A 15,516-nucleotide genomic window follows, 5' to 3' on the forward strand; every position below is an offset into this window, starting at 1 on the left:
CGCATGCAGACCCATCGGAACTTGGCGCAACTGACCGAAGAGCAGGAAGACCGGCTGCCGGTTCTCCTGAAGGTGTGCGATGCGATCGGGCGAGAGGGCGCCGGGCTGTTCATCGGCAACCGCGTCGCCGCGGACGATCCCGATCTTCTTTTGCAGCACGGCATCACCGCCACGATGAATCTCGCGGTCAATATCGAATTGCTGCCGCTTGCGCTTCCCGACGGCACGGTGGTGCGCCGAACCCATATCGGTCTGATCGACGGCCCCGGCAACCTGCCCCAGCATCTGCTGGCCGCGACCCTTGCCTTGCACGGCATTCTCGGGCAGGCGAGCCCTGGAAAGGCTCACTATCCGCCGCATCGCCGGGGCAACGTGCTGGTCCACTGCCGCGGCGGCCGCAGCCGCTCGGCCACCGTCATCGCGCTCTACCTGCACCTTGCCCGTCCCGACCTGTTTGCCGACTTCGACGACGCCATCGGCCATGTCCGCACCGTGCGCGGGCTGGGCACCGACCAGCCGCAGCCCGCCATGCTGGCGCTGGCGGCGGAAGCCCTGAACATCGTCAGGCAGTCGCCGGACCTCTTTCGGGCGAAAGCTGGGTAAGCGTCCAACACCATTGCCGCTCCCGGCGCTTTCCGATGGAAAGCTTTTTCAAACAGTCGAACAGAATTACCCGTTGGACCCTTTGCGCGGGCCGACCTTATCGTCCTTCCCAATAACACGGGCCACAAGGCCTCCAAAACAAGGGAACGGACATGAAGAAGACAATTGGGAAGATCCTGAATCTGTTGTGCATTTCGTCCGCGCTGGGCGTGGCGCTGCCGGCTGCGGCAGCCGAGATCACGGTGATGGGATACCGTGGTGCCTTCGAGGAAAACTACATGAAGGCCGTGGTCGAGCCCTTTATGGAAAAGCACCCGGACATCAAGGTGAACTATTTCGGCGTGCAGAACGCCGCCACCTCGCTCGGCAACATGCGCGCCCAGAAGGATGCGCCGCAGGCTAACGCCGTGATCTACGACCTTTCGGTCGCCAAGATCGCCAAGGAAGAGGGGCTGGTGGCCGATCTCGACCTGTCGAAAGTCGCGGCCTATGCGGATATCGCCGATATCGGCAAGGAACTCGGCGGCTTCGCCCTGCCGCTCACCTACGACACGCTGGCGCTGATCTACAACCGCGACGCCTTCCCGGAGGCGCCGACGAGCTGGGAAGCGCTGTGGGACCCGGCGCAGAAGGGCAAGATCACCATTCCCGCGCAGGGCGGCGGCGACATCCAGGCCATCCTGCTGACGATCATCGCCAACCGTTTGGCCGGCGAGAACGATTACAAGAAAACCATCGAGCCCGGCGTCGAGAAGCTGGTGCAGCTCGCCCCCTCGGTCCAGACCTGGGAGCCGAAGCCGGACGCCTATACGCTGGTCGCCAACGGCACCGCCACGCTTTCCATCGGCTACAACGCCCGCTCGCAATTCTATTTCGACCAGACGGAAGGCCGTATGCGTTCGGTCGGCCCGGTCGAGGGCACGGCCTCGCAGATCAACGTGATCAGCGCCATCGCCAACGCGCCCGAGGAAGAGGCGACGCTCGCCTTCGTCAACTATGTGCTGAGCCCCGAGGCGCAGGCGAACTTCGCCAAGGCGATGTTCTACGCGCCGACCAACACCAAGGCCGAGGTGGACGACGCCACGAAGGCGCGCATTCCGCTGATGGACCCGGAGCAGCGGGAAAAGCTGATCGCCGTCGACTGGATGAGCATCGGCGACATGCGCGAGGACATCCTCCAGCCCTGGCGCCGCCAGATCATTCCCGCCAGCCGCTAAGCGGTATCCGGAAGCGAGGCTGACGGGCGTCCCGGCCGACGGGGCGCTCTCTCGAAACCTTCCCGTTCTTCAAAAGACAGGATCGACATCCATGCAGATGGCGAATATGCGCGGCGCTGCCGCGAACGGAGCCGCGCGCCCGGAGACGGCCGAACCGGCCTTCCTCAAGCTCGAAAACATCACCAAGCGCTACGGCCACTACGTCGCGGTCGACAATCTCGATCTCGACCTGCCGCGCGGCAAGCTGCTCGGGCTGCTGGGGCCGTCGGGCTGCGGCAAGACGACGACGCTGCGCATGATCGCGGGCCTTCTGTCGGTCACGGAAGGCCATATCCGCATCGGCGGCGACGATATTTCGCGCAAGGCGCCGCACAAACGCGATATCGGCCTCGTCTTCCAGAATTACGCGCTCTTCCCGCATATGACAGTGGCCGAGAATGTCGGCTTCGGGCTGGAAATGCGCGGCGTTGCCCGGGCGGAAATCCGCTCCCGCGTCGAGGAGGCGCTGGAGATGGTGCGCCTGCCGGGCTACGGCCCGCGCAAGCCGAAGGAAATGTCCGGGGGCCAGCAACAGCGCGTGGCGCTGGCCCGGGCGCTGGTCATCCGGCCGCGCATCCTGCTGCTCGACGAGCCGCTCTCCAACCTGGACGCCAAGCTGCGTGACGAGATGCGCGTCGAGATCCGCGAGATCCAGCAGCGCCTTTCGATCACCACCGTCTTCGTCACCCACGACCAGGTCGAGGCGCTGACCATGTGCGACCTCGTCGGCGTCATGGCCGGCGGCCGGCTCGCCCAGCTCGGCACGCCGGAGGATATCTACGAGCGGCCCGCCTCGCTGTTCGTCGCCGATTTCGTCGGCCGCGCCAACGCGCTCGACGGCGAGATCGAGGCCGCCGACACCGTGCGGCTCGGCGAGGGCGTCTACCGCTGCGATACGCGCGGCGTTGCCGAGGGCAAGGCGAAGATCGTCATCCGCCCGCACCGCATCGGCGTGACACCCAATCGCGACCGGGCGCTCGTCAGCGTCGCCACCAACAGCGTGCAGGGCCGCGTGCTGCGCGTCACCTATATCGGCGACGTCGTGCAATACGATATCGACACCGGCACGCATGTGCTGAAGGCGGAAGTCCACACCGCCAGCGGCGGCCACGCCTTCGCGGCGGGCGAAAAGGTGCTGTGCGAATGGAAGCCGCAGGACATGCTGGTCTTCCGGGGCGATGCGCCATGAGCCAGCTTGCAGCCCCCATCGCCACCCGCGCCGGGGAACGGCGCTTTCCGGTCATCGCCCTCGTCCTTCTCGTGCCGATGGCGATCATCAACCTCGTCGCCTTCATCCTGCCGGTCTTCCGGCTCGGGCAGATTTCCTTCATGGAAAGCCGCAGCGGCGGCGTGCTGACCGGCAATTACTCGCTGGAAAGCTATACGGGCTTCCTGACGGATAGCTTCAACCTCGAACTGATCGGCAATTCGCTGCTGCTCTCGCTGTCGGTGACGCTGATCACGCTGTGCTGCGCCTATCCGATCGCGCTCTTCCTGCACCGCGTCTCGCCGGCATGGCGCAACCTGCTGTTCGTCGTCACCGTGTCGCCGCTGCTCGTCAGCTCGGTCGTGCGCACCTACGGCTGGATGGTGATCCTCGGCGACCAGGGGGTCGTCAACGGTCTCCTGATGTCCGGCGGGCTGATTTCCCAGCCGATCCGCCTGGTCAACAACTGGCTCGGCGTCACCATCGGGCTGGTGGAAGTGCTGATCCCCTATATGGCGCTGTCGCTGATCGCCGGGTTCGGGCGGCTCGACGTCCATCTGGAAGAGGCCGCCGCCTCGCTCGGCGCCAATGCCTGGACACGGTTCCGCCGGGTCGTCTTCCCGCTCACCCTGCCGGGCGTGGCGCTCGGCTGCCTGCTGTGCTTCGTGCTGGCGATTTCCTCCTTCATCACCCCGAAGCTGCTCGGCGGCGGGCGCGTCTTCCTGCTGGCGACGGAAATCTACGATCAGGCCGTCATCCAGCTCGAATGGCCGAAGGCCGCCGCCACCTCCGTCATCGTCCTCGTCATCTTCGGCCTGGCGCTCGCGCTCTATTCGCGCGTCGTCCGCCGCTTCGAATGAGAAGGAGAGCACCATGATCGGCAAGATCACCGTTCCGTTCCGCATTCTCGTCATCTGCCTCTATCTCTTCCTGCTGGCGCCGATGCTGGTCGTGCTGCCGCTGTCCTTCAGCAACGACAGCTATCTCACCTTCCCGCCGCAAAGCTGGGGGCTGCGCTGGTACGCCGCCATGTTCAGCCACCAGAAGCTGATGGAGGCCTTCAAGGTCAGCCTCGCCATCGCCTCCACCGTCACCGTTCTCGGGCTGGCGGCGGGCGTTCCGGCGGCTTACGCCATCCGCCGCTACAGCTTCCCCGGCCGGGACCTCGCGATGAACCTGTTCACCGCGCCGCTGCTCTTACCCTCCATCGTGCTCGGCCTCGCCATCCTGCTCGTCTTCGTGCAGGCGCGGCTGCTCGGCACCTTCACCGGGCTGGTTACCGCCCATCTGATCGTCACGACGCCCTATGTCATCCGCATCATGACCACGGCGTTCTCGACGCTTCCGCCCTCGGTGGAGGAGGCCGCGACCATGCTGGGCGCCTCGCCGTTCACGGTGTTCCGCCGCATCACGCTGCCGCTCCTGATGCCCGGCTTCATCGCCAGCGCCGCGCTTTCCTTCCTGATCTCCTTCGACGAGGTGGTGATCTCGCTGTTCATCACCGGACCGCGCATGACGACGCTGCCGGTGGAGATCTTCGACTACGTGGAAAGCCGGACCGACCCGATGACCGCCGCCATCTCGGTGGTGCTGATCGCGGCGACGCTTCTCATCATCTTTCTCATCGAACGCACGCTCGGCCTGTCGAGGACCATCGGCAAGTGACACCGCCAATTTCCAAGGGAGTAACGACTGAAATGGACAATATCGCATTGTGGATGTCGCAACCGCACTACGGCTATCTCGAGATCGCCCGAAGCTGCGGCGTGAAATCGCTGGTGCTGGAACTGGAGCACGGCACCTTCGACCTCGCCACGCTCGACCAGTTCCTCGCCTTCACCAGGGCGCTCGGCATTCCGGTGATCACCAAGATCATCGCGCCCAACGCCGAATCCATCCAGCAGGCGCTCGATTTCGGCTCCGACGGGGTGATCGTGCCGCACATCCTCGGCGTCGACCATGCCCGCGCGGTGACGAAGGCGGCGAAATATCCGATGACCGGGGTGCGCTCCTACGCCGGCGGCCGGGTCTTCGGCTACACGCGCCCGGCAAGCGACGCCTTCGAGACGGAAAATGCCCGCACGAAATGCTACGCGATGATCGAGACGGCCGAAAGCCTTGAAGACGTCGAGAAGATCATCGCGCTCGAAACGGTCGACGGGCTCTTCCCCGGCCCGTCCGACCTGGCGCTCGCGCGCGGGCGCGGCGCCTATTCCTTCAACGACGCCGACCGGGCCGACCTGAAGCGCATCGCCCGCGCCGCCCGCGAAGCCGGCAAGGACTGGGTGATGCCCGCCTGGACGCCCGCCGAGCGCGCCTTCGCGCTGGAGGAGGGGGCCTCGCTTCTGGTCGTCGCCACCCAGACGATGACGCTGCGCGCCGGCATCATGAACACCATCAACACCCTCAAGCAGGAAAAGATCGTCGCCTGACGCGACCGGAGACATGACATGAAAATCAGCCTGATACAGACCAACCCGCAGCAGGACCGCGAGAAGAATCTGAAGCAGACCCGCGCCCTGATGGAAGAGGCTTTCAGCGCCGACCGGCCGGACCTCATCGTCCTGCCGGAATATTTCGAGGTCTACGGCACGACCACGGAAGAAAAGCTGGCGCTTGCCGAACCGGCGGGCGGCGCGGCCTATCGCATGGCGCAGGATTTCGCCCGCGAGCACAAGGTGTTCGTGCATGCTGGCACGATCATGGAGAAGGTGGAGGGCGAAAACCGCATCTACAACACCTCCTTCGTCTTCGACCGCGAGGGCACGCAGGTCGCCGCCTACCGCAAGATCCACATGTTCGACATCGTCGCGCCGGACGGCACGGCCTACAAGGAATCGGCCACCGTCAAACCAGGCGAGGACATCGTCACCTACGAGATCGACGGGCTGAAGGTCGGCTGCGCCATCTGCTACGACATCCGCTTCTTCGAACTGTTCCTGCAACTGGAAAAGGCCGGCTGCGACGTCATCGTGCTGCCCGCCGCCTTCACGCTGCAGACCGGCAAGGACCATTGGGAAGTGCTGGCCCGGGCCCGCGCCATCGAGACCCAGACCTATTTCGTCGCCTGCGGCCAGACCGGCGGGGTGACAGTGAACGGCGAGAAGCGCGCCTGCTACGGCCACTCGCTGGTCTGCGACCCGTGGGGCCACACGATTGCCCGCGCCTCCGACGGCGTCGGCTACGTCACCGCCCATATCGACCCCAGGCAGATTTCCCGCGTGCGGACGCTCATTCCCATGACGCAGCACCGCCGTCTGGCCTGCGGTTGAGGAGGAGCGTCGATGTACACCCTGCGCGACATGCCGGACCAGGTTCCGGCCGAAGACCTCGAACTTCTCTCCGGCGTCGAGACGGCGACGGTCGGCCACTGGCGGCTGTTCGGCTTCATGAACCGGGCCATCCAGCCGCTTCTGCCCGGCCGCCGCGTCGTCGGCACGGCGGTGACGCTGGCCATCGCCGGGCCGGATTCGACCCTGCTGCACCATGTCGCCGGGCTTTTGAGGCCGGGTGACATTCTGGTGGTCGACCGGCTGGGCGACGACAAATATGCCTGCTGGGGCGGCGGCGTCACCGTTGCCGTCAAGGCCTCGGGCGCGACGGCCGGCATCGTCGATGGCCCCTGCACCGACCTCGCGGAAATCGTCGATTCCGACTTCCCGATGTGGGCGCGCGGGCTTTCGCCGATTACCACCCGCATCTACGATCTCGGCGGCGGCATGAACATTCCGGTGAGCTGCGGCGGCGCGGTGGTCATGCCGGGCGACGCGATCCTCGCCGACGAAAGCGGCGTTCTCGTGCTGCCGCGCGGCGAGGTCCGCGAGGTGGCGGAAAAGGCGCTTGCCATGCAGGAGCGCGGCAAGCAGCGGGAAGCGAGTGTGCGCGACGGGGCGAGCAAGCTCGGCGACCTCTCCGGCGCGAGCGCCAAGGTGCAGGCACGGCTTGCAGCGAACTGAACGGAACGGTGGACGGGCGCGCCGGCGCGCCCGCTCCCTTACTTGCCGCGGGAGAAAACTTATCCTTTAATCCCGGGCGGTGGAGACGTTTTTTGCAGAACGCCCGCCTTTTCCTTCCTTTTGCTGCAAGACAGGACCCGCATGAACATCCGCTTTCTCGAAACGGTGGTCTGGCTTTCGGAGCTGAAGAACTTCCGGGTCACGGCGGAACGCATGAACATGACGCCGGCGGCGATCTCCAACCGCATCGCCGCGATGGAACATGAACTGGGCATCAAGCTCTTCGAGCGCGATACCCGCGAAGTGCGGCTGACGCAGGAAGGCATGACCTTCGTGGAGGGCGCGCGCGATATCGTCGCCCGCTACGATCGCCTCGTCACGGCGGTCAGCCCGGCGTCGACCGTGGAAGGCACGGTGCGGATCGGCCTTCTGCCCAGCATGGCGCTCACCCTGCTGCCGGGCATCATGGAGGTGCTCCGGCGCAAGTTCCCCCGCATCCGGGTGGCGATCACCACGGAATCGTCGAGCATGCTGACGAGCCGGCTCGAAAGCCGCGAACTCGACATCATTCTGGGTTTTCCCGGCCCGAAACGGGAAAGTTTCCGGATTCTCGACCTGTGCACATTCGGAATGTTCTGGATCGTGGACGGCCGGCTGAAGACCGGCGAGGACGCGCTGGGCAAGCACGACATCCTGCATTATCCGATCATCTCCTACGAGGTTGGGACCCACAATCACGGCCGCATGGTGGAATACCTGCCCGCCAACTGCCTCGAGGATTCGATCATTCATTACTCGAATTCGCTCGCGACGACCGTCAGCATGATTTCGGCCGGCATCGGCATTTCGGTCCTGCCGCCGATCGTCATCCAGAACGAGTTGCGCAGCGGCGCCCTGCGCGTGCTCAACGTGAAGCCGTCCTTCCCGGCCACCGATTATTTCGCCGTCCATCTGAAAAGCCCCTCGTCGCGGCTTGCGCCGCTGATCGCATCCATCGCCAGCGATGTCGCACGCCGCTTCTGCGCCCTTTACGACGACGCCCTGGCGTTTCAGGACAGCCGGGCGACCGATCACGCCATCGTCTGAAGGATTCAGGCAGGAAACCCCGCCCGGCCCCGATGCCATATCACCAACGTATCGCCGCCTCGACCGGCGCAAAGGCTGGACATTCCTTCGGCACGCGCGCTATCCTGCCCCCGGAGGAACAGCATGGTACGAACAACGGCCTGCCTGCCCGGGACTGGGGGAAGGTTCGTGTGCGGCTTGCGGCCAGAACAACGCCATGTTCGTGTCGTCGCACTGTCACATGAACTCTCTAGGTTGCCTCCACTCATCTGCTCATAAAGGAGGAAACGATGCTCACCACCCACAGGCGCACTGTTCTGAAGGGCGCAGCCGCCTTCGCCGGCGCGGCGCTCGCCGCCCCGTTCGTTTCGCGTCAGGGCTTTGCCCAGGGCTCGTCCGGAACGGTGAACATCTTCGCCTGGGCCGGCTATATCAACGACGAGCTGCTGGCCGCCTTCGAGAAGGCCACCGGCATCAAGGCCCGCTACACGCCCTACGGCACCAACGACGAGCTTCTGAACCAGCTGCGCGCCAACAACGGCGGCGGTTTCGACATCATCTGGCCGACGGTCGACCGGGTGCCGAACTACGTCGAGTTCGACCTCGTGCAGCCCATCGACGAATCGAAGGTCGAGGTCGCCCGCTGCCTGCCCGGCGCGTGGAAGAATTCCGAAACGCTCGGCGCCGTCGTCGACGGCAAGCGCTATCAGGTTCCCGCCGACTGGGGCACGGAAGCCATCGCCTTCGACCGCGACCAGTCGCCGCTCGAATACGGCACCGCCTCCTATGGCGACATCTGGAAGCCGGAGAGCGAAGGCAAGGCCACGGTTCGCGGCCATTCCAGCCTCGTCGGCCTCGGCCTGTGGCTGGAAGCCGAAGGCAAGCTGCCTCGCCCGTTGCGCGACGCCTTCACCTCGCCCGAGGCGCAGACGGAAATCTTCGACGTGATCCTCGCAGAAGCCATCGCCCGCAAGGGCAACATCGTGCAGTTCTGGTCGAACGAGAACGAGGCCCAGGGCGCGTTCCGCGTCAACGGCGCCACCATCGGCCAGACGTGGGATTCGACCGCCGCCGCCCTCGGCAAGGAAGGCCTGCCAGTCGGCTTCATCGCGCCGAAGGAAGGCGCGCTGGCGTGGATGGAAGGCATCTCGATCCCCAAGGGCGCCGAGAACCTCGAACAGGCCTATGCCTTCATCAACTTCTTCCTGACGCCGGAAGCAGGTGCGCTCTATTCCAACGCCACCTCGATCAACTCCACCGCCGTCGGCGCCGACGCGCTGCTTTCCGAGGAAGCCAAGGCGTTCTTCGCCAACGCCTATCCGGGCGACGCGCTGGACAAGCTGTGGTGGTGGCCGGTTCAGGAAAGCTGGTACGTCGCCAAGCGCAACGAGTATCAGGACAAGTTCCTCTCCGCCTGATAGAAGCCTTATCATGGTCATTGGGAAGGGCGGCCGCTTGCCGCCCTCTCCGTTTATTCCGGGGTCTGCATGCATTCGGTCGAACTCGACAAGGTCAGCATGGTTTTCGGCGCCACCCGGGCGGTGGACGATGTGTCCTTCACCGTCGGCGGCGGCGAATTCTTTTCCATTCTCGGTCCCTCGGGCTGCGGCAAGACGACGATCCTGCGCATGATCGCCGGATTTCTCGAGCCGACCGCCGGCCGTGTCTCGATCAACGGCAAGGACATGAAGGGGCTCGGCCCGGACCGCCGCCCGACCGCCATGATCTTCCAGTCGCTGGCGCTGTTTCCGCTGATGCCGGTGTGGGAAAACATCGCCTTCGGCCTCGAGGCGCGCGGCGTCCCGAAGGCCCGGCGTCGCGAAAAGGCCGAGGAGCTTCTCGAACTCATCGCGCTCAAAGGGTATGGCGACCGCCTGCCCGGCGCGCTTTCCGGCGGCCAGCGCCAGCGCGTGGCGATTGCCCGGGCGCTCGCCATCGAACCGCAGGTCCTGCTGCTGGACGAGCCGCTTTCGGCGCTCGACCTGAAGCTGCGCCAGCACATGCGCGCCGAGCTGCGCGCCCTGCAAAAGCGCACCGGCGTCACATTCATCTACATCACCCACGACCAGTCCGAGGCGCTCGCCATGTCGGACCGCATCGCCGTGATGAATGCGGGCGCGCTGGAGCAGGTCGGCACGCCGCGCGAGCTTTACGACAGCCCGGCCACGCCCTTCATCGCCACCTTCGTCGGCGAGAACAACGCCATTCCGGGCAAGGTCACGGACATAACCGACGGCGTGGCGACGCTGGAAAGCGCCGCCGGCCGCTTGCGCGGGCGCGCGGGGCCGGATCTCGCCATCGGTCAATCCGCACGACTCTATGTCCGCCCCGAGGCCCTCGTTTCGGGTTCGGATGGTGAGAACAGCCTGAGCGCGCGCATCGACCGGATCGATTTCGAAGGCGCCTTCGCGCTTGCCTACGGAAAGGGCGCGGGCGACGCCGCGGTGGTCGCGGCCATCACCAGCACCGCGCTGTCGGCGGCACCGCCGGCCGGCGAGGTCGCGCAATTCTCGTTTAGCCCGGAGCATGCGACGGTGCTGGCCGATGTCTGAGATCTTCCGACGCTTCGGTCGCGGGCCCGGCACGATCATCATGGGGCTGGTTTTCATCTGGCTGGCGGGCATGGTGCTCGCCCCCAACCTGACGATGATCGAATATGCGCTGAGGCCGAACCTGCCGCCGGCGCGGATCGGCGGCCCGGACGACGTCTACACGCTCGCCAACATCCTCTACCTGTTCGGGGAACCCATTCACCGGGCGATCTTCCTCAAGACCATCTGGGCGAGCGCTCTGGTCGCCTTCGCCACGTTCCTGGTCTGTTATCCGCTGGCCTACTGGCTGGCGCAGCAGGCGAGCGCCAACCAGACGGCGGTGGCGCTGGTCGCGCTGACCATTCCCTTCTGGATCAACGAGGTGCTGCGCACGCTGGCCTGGTATATCCTGCTCGCCTTCCGCGGTCCGTTGAACGCCTTCCTGCTGGCCACGGGCATCATCGACACGCCCATCCGCTGGGCGGGCGACGGCGCGGTGCTGGTCGGCATGGTCTACGCCTATATCCTGTTCATGCTGTTTCCGATCTACAATTCCATAGAAAGCCTCGACAAGTCGCAGGTCGAGGCGGCGCGCGATCTCGGCGCATCGGTCTGGCGCATTCACTGGCGGGTCGTCCTGCCGCACGCCAAGGCCGGCATCGCCACCGGCTGCATCTTCACCTTCATGCTGGCGGCCGGCTCCTACGTGGCGCCGGCATTGCTCGGGTCGCCCGGCAGCCGCTGGTTCACCGAAATCATCTACAACTGGTTCTTCGAAGGCGGCGACTGGAACCGCGGCGCGGCCTATGCGCTGGTGCTGCTGGTCCTGTGCCTTGCGGTGGTGTTCGCGGTGCTGAAGCTGGCGCGCGTCAATCTGGCCGAGGTGGCGAAATGACCTCCGGCGGCTGGATCGCGAAGGCGCTTTTCCGCTTCTACATGGCGGTGTTCTTCCTCTATCTCTTCGCGCCGCTGGCCGTCATGGGGCTGGCGACCTTCAACACCAGCCGCTTCCCCACCGTGACGCCCTGGCAGGGGGCGACGCTGAAATGGTTTCAGGACCTGTGGGCCGACCAGCCCATGTGGCACGCGGCCTGGACGTCGGCGCTGATCGCCTTTCTGGTCGCCCTGGTGTCGCTTCCGGTCGGCACGGCGGCGGCCCTGCTGCTCACCAGCCTGAACGGCAAGGCGAAAAGCGTGCTCTACGCCGTCATGGTGTCGCCGCTTCTCACCCCCGGCGTCGTCATCGGCATCGCCACGCTGGTGCTCTGGCGCCAGATCGGCATCGGAGGCGGCCTGTTCCTGATCGTCCTCGCCCAGTCGAGCTTCATCATCTGCTATGTGATGCTGATGGTCGCCGCCCGGTTGCAACGGTTCGACCGCACGCAGGAAGAGGCCGCACTCAGCCTCGGCGCCTCGAAATTCATGGTGTTCCGGCGCATCCTGCTGCCCTTCCTGAAGCCCGCCTTGCTCGCCTCGACCTTTCTGGCCATCCTGCAATCCATCGAAAACTACAACACGACCTTGTTCGTGCGCGGCTTCGAAACGCCGTTGACGGTGTTCATCGCCACCAAGGTGCGCACCGGCCTCACGCCGGCGGTCAACGCGCTGGCGCTGATCATGATCGCCGCGGCGATCGTCGGTGCGGCCGGCTACGAGATCGCCCGGCGCAGGCAGCAAAGCCGTCAATCCTGAGCGTCCAGGCCCCGCGCGAAAGTCAGAGACCGATCCTGTCGCGGAGGCGTCCATACAGAATGCGCGCTTCGACGCCGATGGGCGCGAACCGGTGGAAGTCGATCGGCTCGAGCGCCTGCCGCAAGGGAAGATCCATCGACGCGCGCCCTTCCGTTGCGATGCGCTCGGCGATCAGCCGGCCCGCGACGGTCGACATCGCAACGCCCCGCCCGTTATAGCCGAGAACCGTATGCAGGCCGCGGGCGGGCTGCGACAGATGCGGATAATGATCGGCCGTCACCGCAACCCTGCCGTTCCAGCGATACGGCCAGTCCTGTCCTTCCAAGTCCGGCCACAGCCGTTCGGCATAGCGGATGAGGTGGCGGTAGTCCCCCGCACCGGCGACGTCGCGTTGCGGCCCGCGCCCGCCCATCAGCAGCCGCCCGGCATCGTCGATGCGGTAGTAAACGACATCCCATCCGATCTCATAAAGCGACGAACGGCCCGGCATGATCCGCGTCCGCAGGTCCGGCGGAAGCGGCTCGGTCGCGGCGATCGCGCTATAGACGGGCACGACGGTTTCCTTCAGCCGCGGCCAGAGATCGTCCGTGTAACCGTTCGTACCGATCACGACCTGCGGCGCCGATACGGTGCCGCCCGGCGTGCGCACCGTCCAGCCGTTGCCGGTCGCCGCCAGCGCGACGGCGGGCGTGCCGACATGCAGCCGCGCCCCTGCCCTCAGGGCGGCATGCGCAAGGCCGCGCGCATAGCCGAGCGGGTTGAGATGGCCGCCGCGCCGGTCGATCAGGGCACAACGGTAGCGATCCGTTCCGGTCAGAGCCTGCGTTTCCTGCGCATCCAGCAGCTCCACGGGCATGTTGCGCGCCCTGCACTGTTCGGCCAGAGCGGCAACGGACCGTTCCGAAGCCGGATTGACCGCGGCGCGCATCGTGCCGGTGCGGGCGGCGGCGCAGTCGATGCCGTGGCGCTCGATCAGGGCGAACACCTCGTCCGGTGCGCCATAGGACAGCGCGACCATGCGCCGCCCGAGATCGGGACCGTAGTCCGCCTCGACCTGGTCGGGATCGGGCTTGAGGCCGGGATTGACCTGCCCGCCATTGCGGCCGGAAGCGCCGTAGCCGATCTCGTGCGCCTCGATCACCGTCGCGGAAACCCCGCGTTCGGCCAGATGCAACGCCGTCGAAAGACCGGTATAGCCGCCGCCGACGATGACCACATCGCATTTCCAATCACCGTCGAGCGGCCGGAGGTCGGGTCCGGGTGCCGCAGTCTCCTGATAGAGATTGCGCAAAACCGGATCGCTGGTTGTTTTCATGACAATTTCCTCGCCGAGTGCCGCCCCGCCGTCTCTCACGCGCCCCAACCGACGACGCTCTTGATCTCTAGGAAATCGTGGACGCCCCATTCGGCATATTCGCGGCCGTTGCCGGACTGCTTGTAGCCGCCGAAGGAGGAGCGGGTGTCCCAGTCGGGATAGTTGACATAGACGGAACCGGCGCGCATGCGGGCCGCGACCCTGCGGGCGTGGTCAATATCCTGCGACTGCACATAGGCCGCCAGCCCGTAAACCGTGTCGTTGGCGATGCGTATGGCATCCTCCTCGTCCTCGTAGGAGAGGATCGACAGGACGGGGCCGAAAATCTCCTCGCGGGCGATTGTCATGTCGGGCGTCACATGGCCGAAGACGGTGGGGCGGATATAGTAGCCGCGGTTCAGCCCTTCGGGACGGCCCGGGCCGCCGATCACCAGCGTCGCGCCTTCCTCGATGCCGCTGGCGATCAGGCGCTGGATCTTGTCGTACTGCACCTGGCTGACGACGGGACCGAGATCGGTCTCGTCGGCACGCGGATCGCCCACCCTGAATTTTTCCGCCGCCGTTCTGGCGATGGCCAGCGCCTCGTCGTGGCGGTCGGCCGGCACCAGCATCCGGGTCGGCGCGTCGCAGGACTGGCCGCTGTTGGAGAAGCAGCCGTCGACGCCCAGGGCGACCGCCGTCTCGAAATCCGCATCCGGCAGGATGATGTTCGCCGACTTGCCGCCGAGTTCCTGCGCCACGCGCTTCACCGTGTCGGCCGCCGTCTTGGCGACGATGATGCCCGCCCGCGTCGAGCCGGTGAAGGACACCATGTCGACATCCAGATGGCCGGCCATGACCTGCCCGACCTCCGGCCCCGTGCCGTTGACGAGGTTGAACACGCCCTTCGGCACGCCCGCCGCCTCCATGATCTCGGCGAAGACGATGCCACTGATCGGCGCGATTTCCGAGGGCTTCAGCACGACCGTGCAGCCGGCGGCAATCGCCGGGGCCACCTTGCAGACGATCTGGTTGAGCGGCCAGTTCCACGGCGTGATCAGCGCGCAGACCCCGACCGGCTCCTTGAGGATCGTCGTCGCGCCGCGCCTGGCGGAAAACGCGTAGGCCTCCAGCGCCTCGATGGTCGCTTCCATGTGCGCACGGCCCGCCCATGCCTGGGAATCGCGGGCAAAGGCGAGCGGCGCGCCCATCTCCTGCGACACGGCCTGCGCGATATCCTCAAAGCGGGCGTTATAGATCTCGAGAATGCGCTTCAGCAGCGCCAGCCGCTCGGCCTTGGGCGTGAAGGCAAAGCTTACGAACGCTTCCTTCGCTGCCGCGACGGCCTTGTCGACATCGGCGGCCGAACCGGTGGAAATCTGCGTATATGCCTCTTCCGTCGATGGATCGATGACGTCGAGAGCCTTCGGCGTGACCGGATCGACCCACTGGCCGTCGATAAAGAATTTGAGGTGGTTGCTCATCATGTTCCCCCGTTTCAAGAGTGTCAGGCCGGCAGGATGGAGCAAGCCGCTCCGGCCCGCAAGGCGGCGAAGGTCGCCTCGCCCGAAGAGAACACCGGCAATTGCGCCGGACATTTGAATTTTCGGGAAAAGCCGATATCGTGCAACCCGTGATCATGGATGGAGTACGCGATTGAGACGCCCGATCCGGGTGGGGTTCTGGCTCGTTCTTGCGCTCGCCAGCGCCTGCCTTTTCCTCACGCGCTACTGGATTCACCGGGACTGCATTGCCGCGGCCCGTTCAAGCTGCACCACCGCCGATGGCGCCAATCTGACAGCAGGCGGCATGCTCTGGGGGCCATTGGCCTTCGTTTTCCTCCTGGCGGCGGCTCTGGCCGCCCGCAAAAGGTAGCGGTCTCCGGTCGATCATCACCGCTTGCCGGCCATTT

16 protein-coding genes are annotated in these 15,516 nt (G+C 65.7%); 14 read left to right on the plus strand and 2 right to left on the minus strand.

Features of this window, described 5'->3' with window-relative positions:
- The first annotated feature begins 3 nt into the window (after nt 1-3).
- From NOF55_RS09520 to NOF55_RS09580, 13 genes are all read left to right on the plus strand, one after another.
- Nucleotides 4-603 (plus strand): dual specificity protein phosphatase family protein, encoded by a 600-nt coding sequence (locus tag NOF55_RS09520; RefSeq protein ID WP_306411135.1) that lies wholly within the window; start codon nt 4-6, stop codon nt 601-603.
- A gap of 152 nt (nt 604-755) precedes the next feature.
- Nucleotides 756-1,820: an extracellular solute-binding protein gene (locus NOF55_RS09525; protein WP_306411136.1), complete on the plus strand. Its 1,065-nt coding sequence runs from the start codon at nt 756-758 to the stop codon at nt 1,818-1,820.
- A gap of 91 nt (nt 1,821-1,911) precedes the next feature.
- Complete coding sequence (locus NOF55_RS09530) at nt 1,912-3,048, plus strand: ABC transporter ATP-binding protein (RefSeq protein WP_306411137.1); 1,137 nt, start codon at nt 1,912-1,914, stop codon at nt 3,046-3,048.
- The gene (locus NOF55_RS09535; protein ID WP_306411138.1) at nt 3,045-3,926 is read left to right on the plus strand and encodes an ABC transporter permease; all 882 of its coding nucleotides are present in this window, start codon (nt 3,045-3,047) and stop codon (nt 3,924-3,926) included. The genes NOF55_RS09530 and NOF55_RS09535 overlap by 4 nt, the downstream gene beginning before the upstream one ends.
- 13 nt (nt 3,927-3,939) lie before the next feature.
- Nucleotides 3,940-4,731, plus strand: coding sequence for an ABC transporter permease (locus NOF55_RS09540; RefSeq protein WP_306411139.1), 792 nt, complete (start codon nt 3,940-3,942; stop codon nt 4,729-4,731).
- A gap of 32 nt (nt 4,732-4,763) precedes the next feature.
- A complete protein-coding gene (locus tag NOF55_RS09545) occupies nt 4,764-5,498 on the plus strand; it encodes an HpcH/HpaI aldolase family protein (protein WP_306411140.1) in 735 nt (244 codons plus the stop codon).
- Between the two features lie 18 nt (nt 5,499-5,516).
- Nucleotides 5,517-6,338 carry a carbon-nitrogen hydrolase family protein gene (locus NOF55_RS09550; RefSeq protein ID WP_306411141.1) on the plus strand — a complete coding sequence of 274 codons (822 nt, stop codon included), beginning with the start codon at nt 5,517-5,519 and terminating at the stop codon, nt 6,336-6,338.
- Between the two features lie 12 nt (nt 6,339-6,350).
- Complete coding sequence (locus NOF55_RS09555; protein WP_306411142.1) at nt 6,351-7,022, plus strand: RraA family protein; 672 nt, start codon at nt 6,351-6,353, stop codon at nt 7,020-7,022.
- A 141-nt stretch (nt 7,023-7,163) separates the two neighbouring features.
- Entirely contained in the window at nt 7,164-8,108 is a 945-nt protein-coding gene (locus NOF55_RS09560) for a LysR family transcriptional regulator (protein WP_306411143.1), read from the plus strand.
- Between the two features lie 269 nt (nt 8,109-8,377).
- Nucleotides 8,378-9,505 carry an extracellular solute-binding protein gene (locus tag NOF55_RS09565; protein ID WP_306411144.1) on the plus strand — a complete coding sequence of 376 codons (1,128 nt, stop codon included), beginning with the start codon at nt 8,378-8,380 and terminating at the stop codon, nt 9,503-9,505.
- Between the two features lie 69 nt (nt 9,506-9,574).
- Nucleotides 9,575-10,639: an ABC transporter ATP-binding protein gene (locus NOF55_RS09570; protein WP_306411145.1), complete on the plus strand. Its 1,065-nt coding sequence runs from the start codon at nt 9,575-9,577 to the stop codon at nt 10,637-10,639.
- The gene (locus NOF55_RS09575; RefSeq protein ID WP_306411146.1) at nt 10,632-11,513 is read left to right on the plus strand and encodes an ABC transporter permease; all 882 of its coding nucleotides are present in this window, start codon (nt 10,632-10,634) and stop codon (nt 11,511-11,513) included. The genes NOF55_RS09570 and NOF55_RS09575 overlap by 8 nt, the downstream gene beginning before the upstream one ends.
- Nucleotides 11,510-12,310: an ABC transporter permease gene (locus NOF55_RS09580; RefSeq protein ID WP_306411147.1), complete on the plus strand. Its 801-nt coding sequence runs from the start codon at nt 11,510-11,512 to the stop codon at nt 12,308-12,310. Before NOF55_RS09575 ends, NOF55_RS09580 begins: the two co-directional genes overlap by 4 nt.
- Nucleotides 12,311-12,332: 22 nt before the next feature.
- On the opposite strand, the gene NOF55_RS09585 is transcribed toward NOF55_RS09580, so the two are convergent.
- Complete coding sequence (locus tag NOF55_RS09585) at nt 12,333-13,625, minus strand: NAD(P)/FAD-dependent oxidoreductase (RefSeq protein ID WP_306411148.1); 1,293 nt, start codon at nt 13,623-13,625, stop codon at nt 12,333-12,335.
- A 35-nt stretch (nt 13,626-13,660) separates the two neighbouring features.
- A complete protein-coding gene (locus NOF55_RS09590; protein WP_306411149.1) occupies nt 13,661-15,088 on the minus strand; it encodes an aldehyde dehydrogenase family protein in 1,428 nt (475 codons plus the stop codon).
- Between the two features lie 172 nt (nt 15,089-15,260).
- On the opposite strand from NOF55_RS09590, the gene NOF55_RS09595 reads away from it, so the two are divergent.
- Nucleotides 15,261-15,479 (plus strand): hypothetical protein, encoded by a 219-nt coding sequence (locus NOF55_RS09595; protein WP_306411150.1) that lies wholly within the window; start codon nt 15,261-15,263, stop codon nt 15,477-15,479.
- The last annotated feature ends 37 nt before the right edge of the window (nt 15,480-15,516 follow it).

It is taken from the genome of Ectorhizobium quercum (genome assembly GCF_026552795.1).
GTDB classification, from domain to species: Bacteria; Pseudomonadota; Alphaproteobacteria; order Rhizobiales; family Rhizobiaceae; genus Ectorhizobium; species Ectorhizobium quercum.

Excerpts from the sequence above, each read along its gene's own strand:
- NOF55_RS09520 (WP_306411135.1), top strand. The coding sequence starts at position 4 with ATGCAGACCCATCGGAACTTGGCGCAACTGACCGAAGAGCAGGAAGAC.
- NOF55_RS09525 (WP_306411136.1), top strand. The coding sequence starts at position 756 with ATGAAGAAGACAATTGGGAAGATCCTGAATCTGTTGTGCATTTCGTCC.
- NOF55_RS09530 (WP_306411137.1), top strand. The coding sequence starts at position 1,912 with ATGCAGATGGCGAATATGCGCGGCGCTGCCGCGAACGGAGCCGCGCGC.
- NOF55_RS09535 (WP_306411138.1), top strand. The coding sequence starts at position 3,045 with ATGAGCCAGCTTGCAGCCCCCATCGCCACCCGCGCCGGGGAACGGCGC.
- NOF55_RS09540 (WP_306411139.1), top strand. The coding sequence starts at position 3,940 with ATGATCGGCAAGATCACCGTTCCGTTCCGCATTCTCGTCATCTGCCTC.
- NOF55_RS09545 (WP_306411140.1), top strand. The coding sequence starts at position 4,764 with ATGGACAATATCGCATTGTGGATGTCGCAACCGCACTACGGCTATCTC.
- NOF55_RS09550 (WP_306411141.1), top strand. The coding sequence starts at position 5,517 with ATGAAAATCAGCCTGATACAGACCAACCCGCAGCAGGACCGCGAGAAG.
- NOF55_RS09555 (WP_306411142.1), top strand. The coding sequence starts at position 6,351 with ATGTACACCCTGCGCGACATGCCGGACCAGGTTCCGGCCGAAGACCTC.
- NOF55_RS09560 (WP_306411143.1), top strand. The coding sequence starts at position 7,164 with ATGAACATCCGCTTTCTCGAAACGGTGGTCTGGCTTTCGGAGCTGAAG.
- NOF55_RS09565 (WP_306411144.1), top strand. The coding sequence starts at position 8,378 with ATGCTCACCACCCACAGGCGCACTGTTCTGAAGGGCGCAGCCGCCTTC.
- NOF55_RS09570 (WP_306411145.1), top strand. The coding sequence starts at position 9,575 with ATGCATTCGGTCGAACTCGACAAGGTCAGCATGGTTTTCGGCGCCACC.
- NOF55_RS09575 (WP_306411146.1), top strand. The coding sequence starts at position 10,632 with ATGTCTGAGATCTTCCGACGCTTCGGTCGCGGGCCCGGCACGATCATC.
- NOF55_RS09580 (WP_306411147.1), top strand. The coding sequence starts at position 11,510 with ATGACCTCCGGCGGCTGGATCGCGAAGGCGCTTTTCCGCTTCTACATG.
- NOF55_RS09585 (WP_306411148.1), bottom strand. The coding sequence starts at position 13,625 with ATGAAAACAACCAGCGATCCGGTTTTGCGCAATCTCTATCAGGAGACT.
- NOF55_RS09590 (WP_306411149.1), bottom strand. The coding sequence starts at position 15,088 with ATGAGCAACCACCTCAAATTCTTTATCGACGGCCAGTGGGTCGATCCG.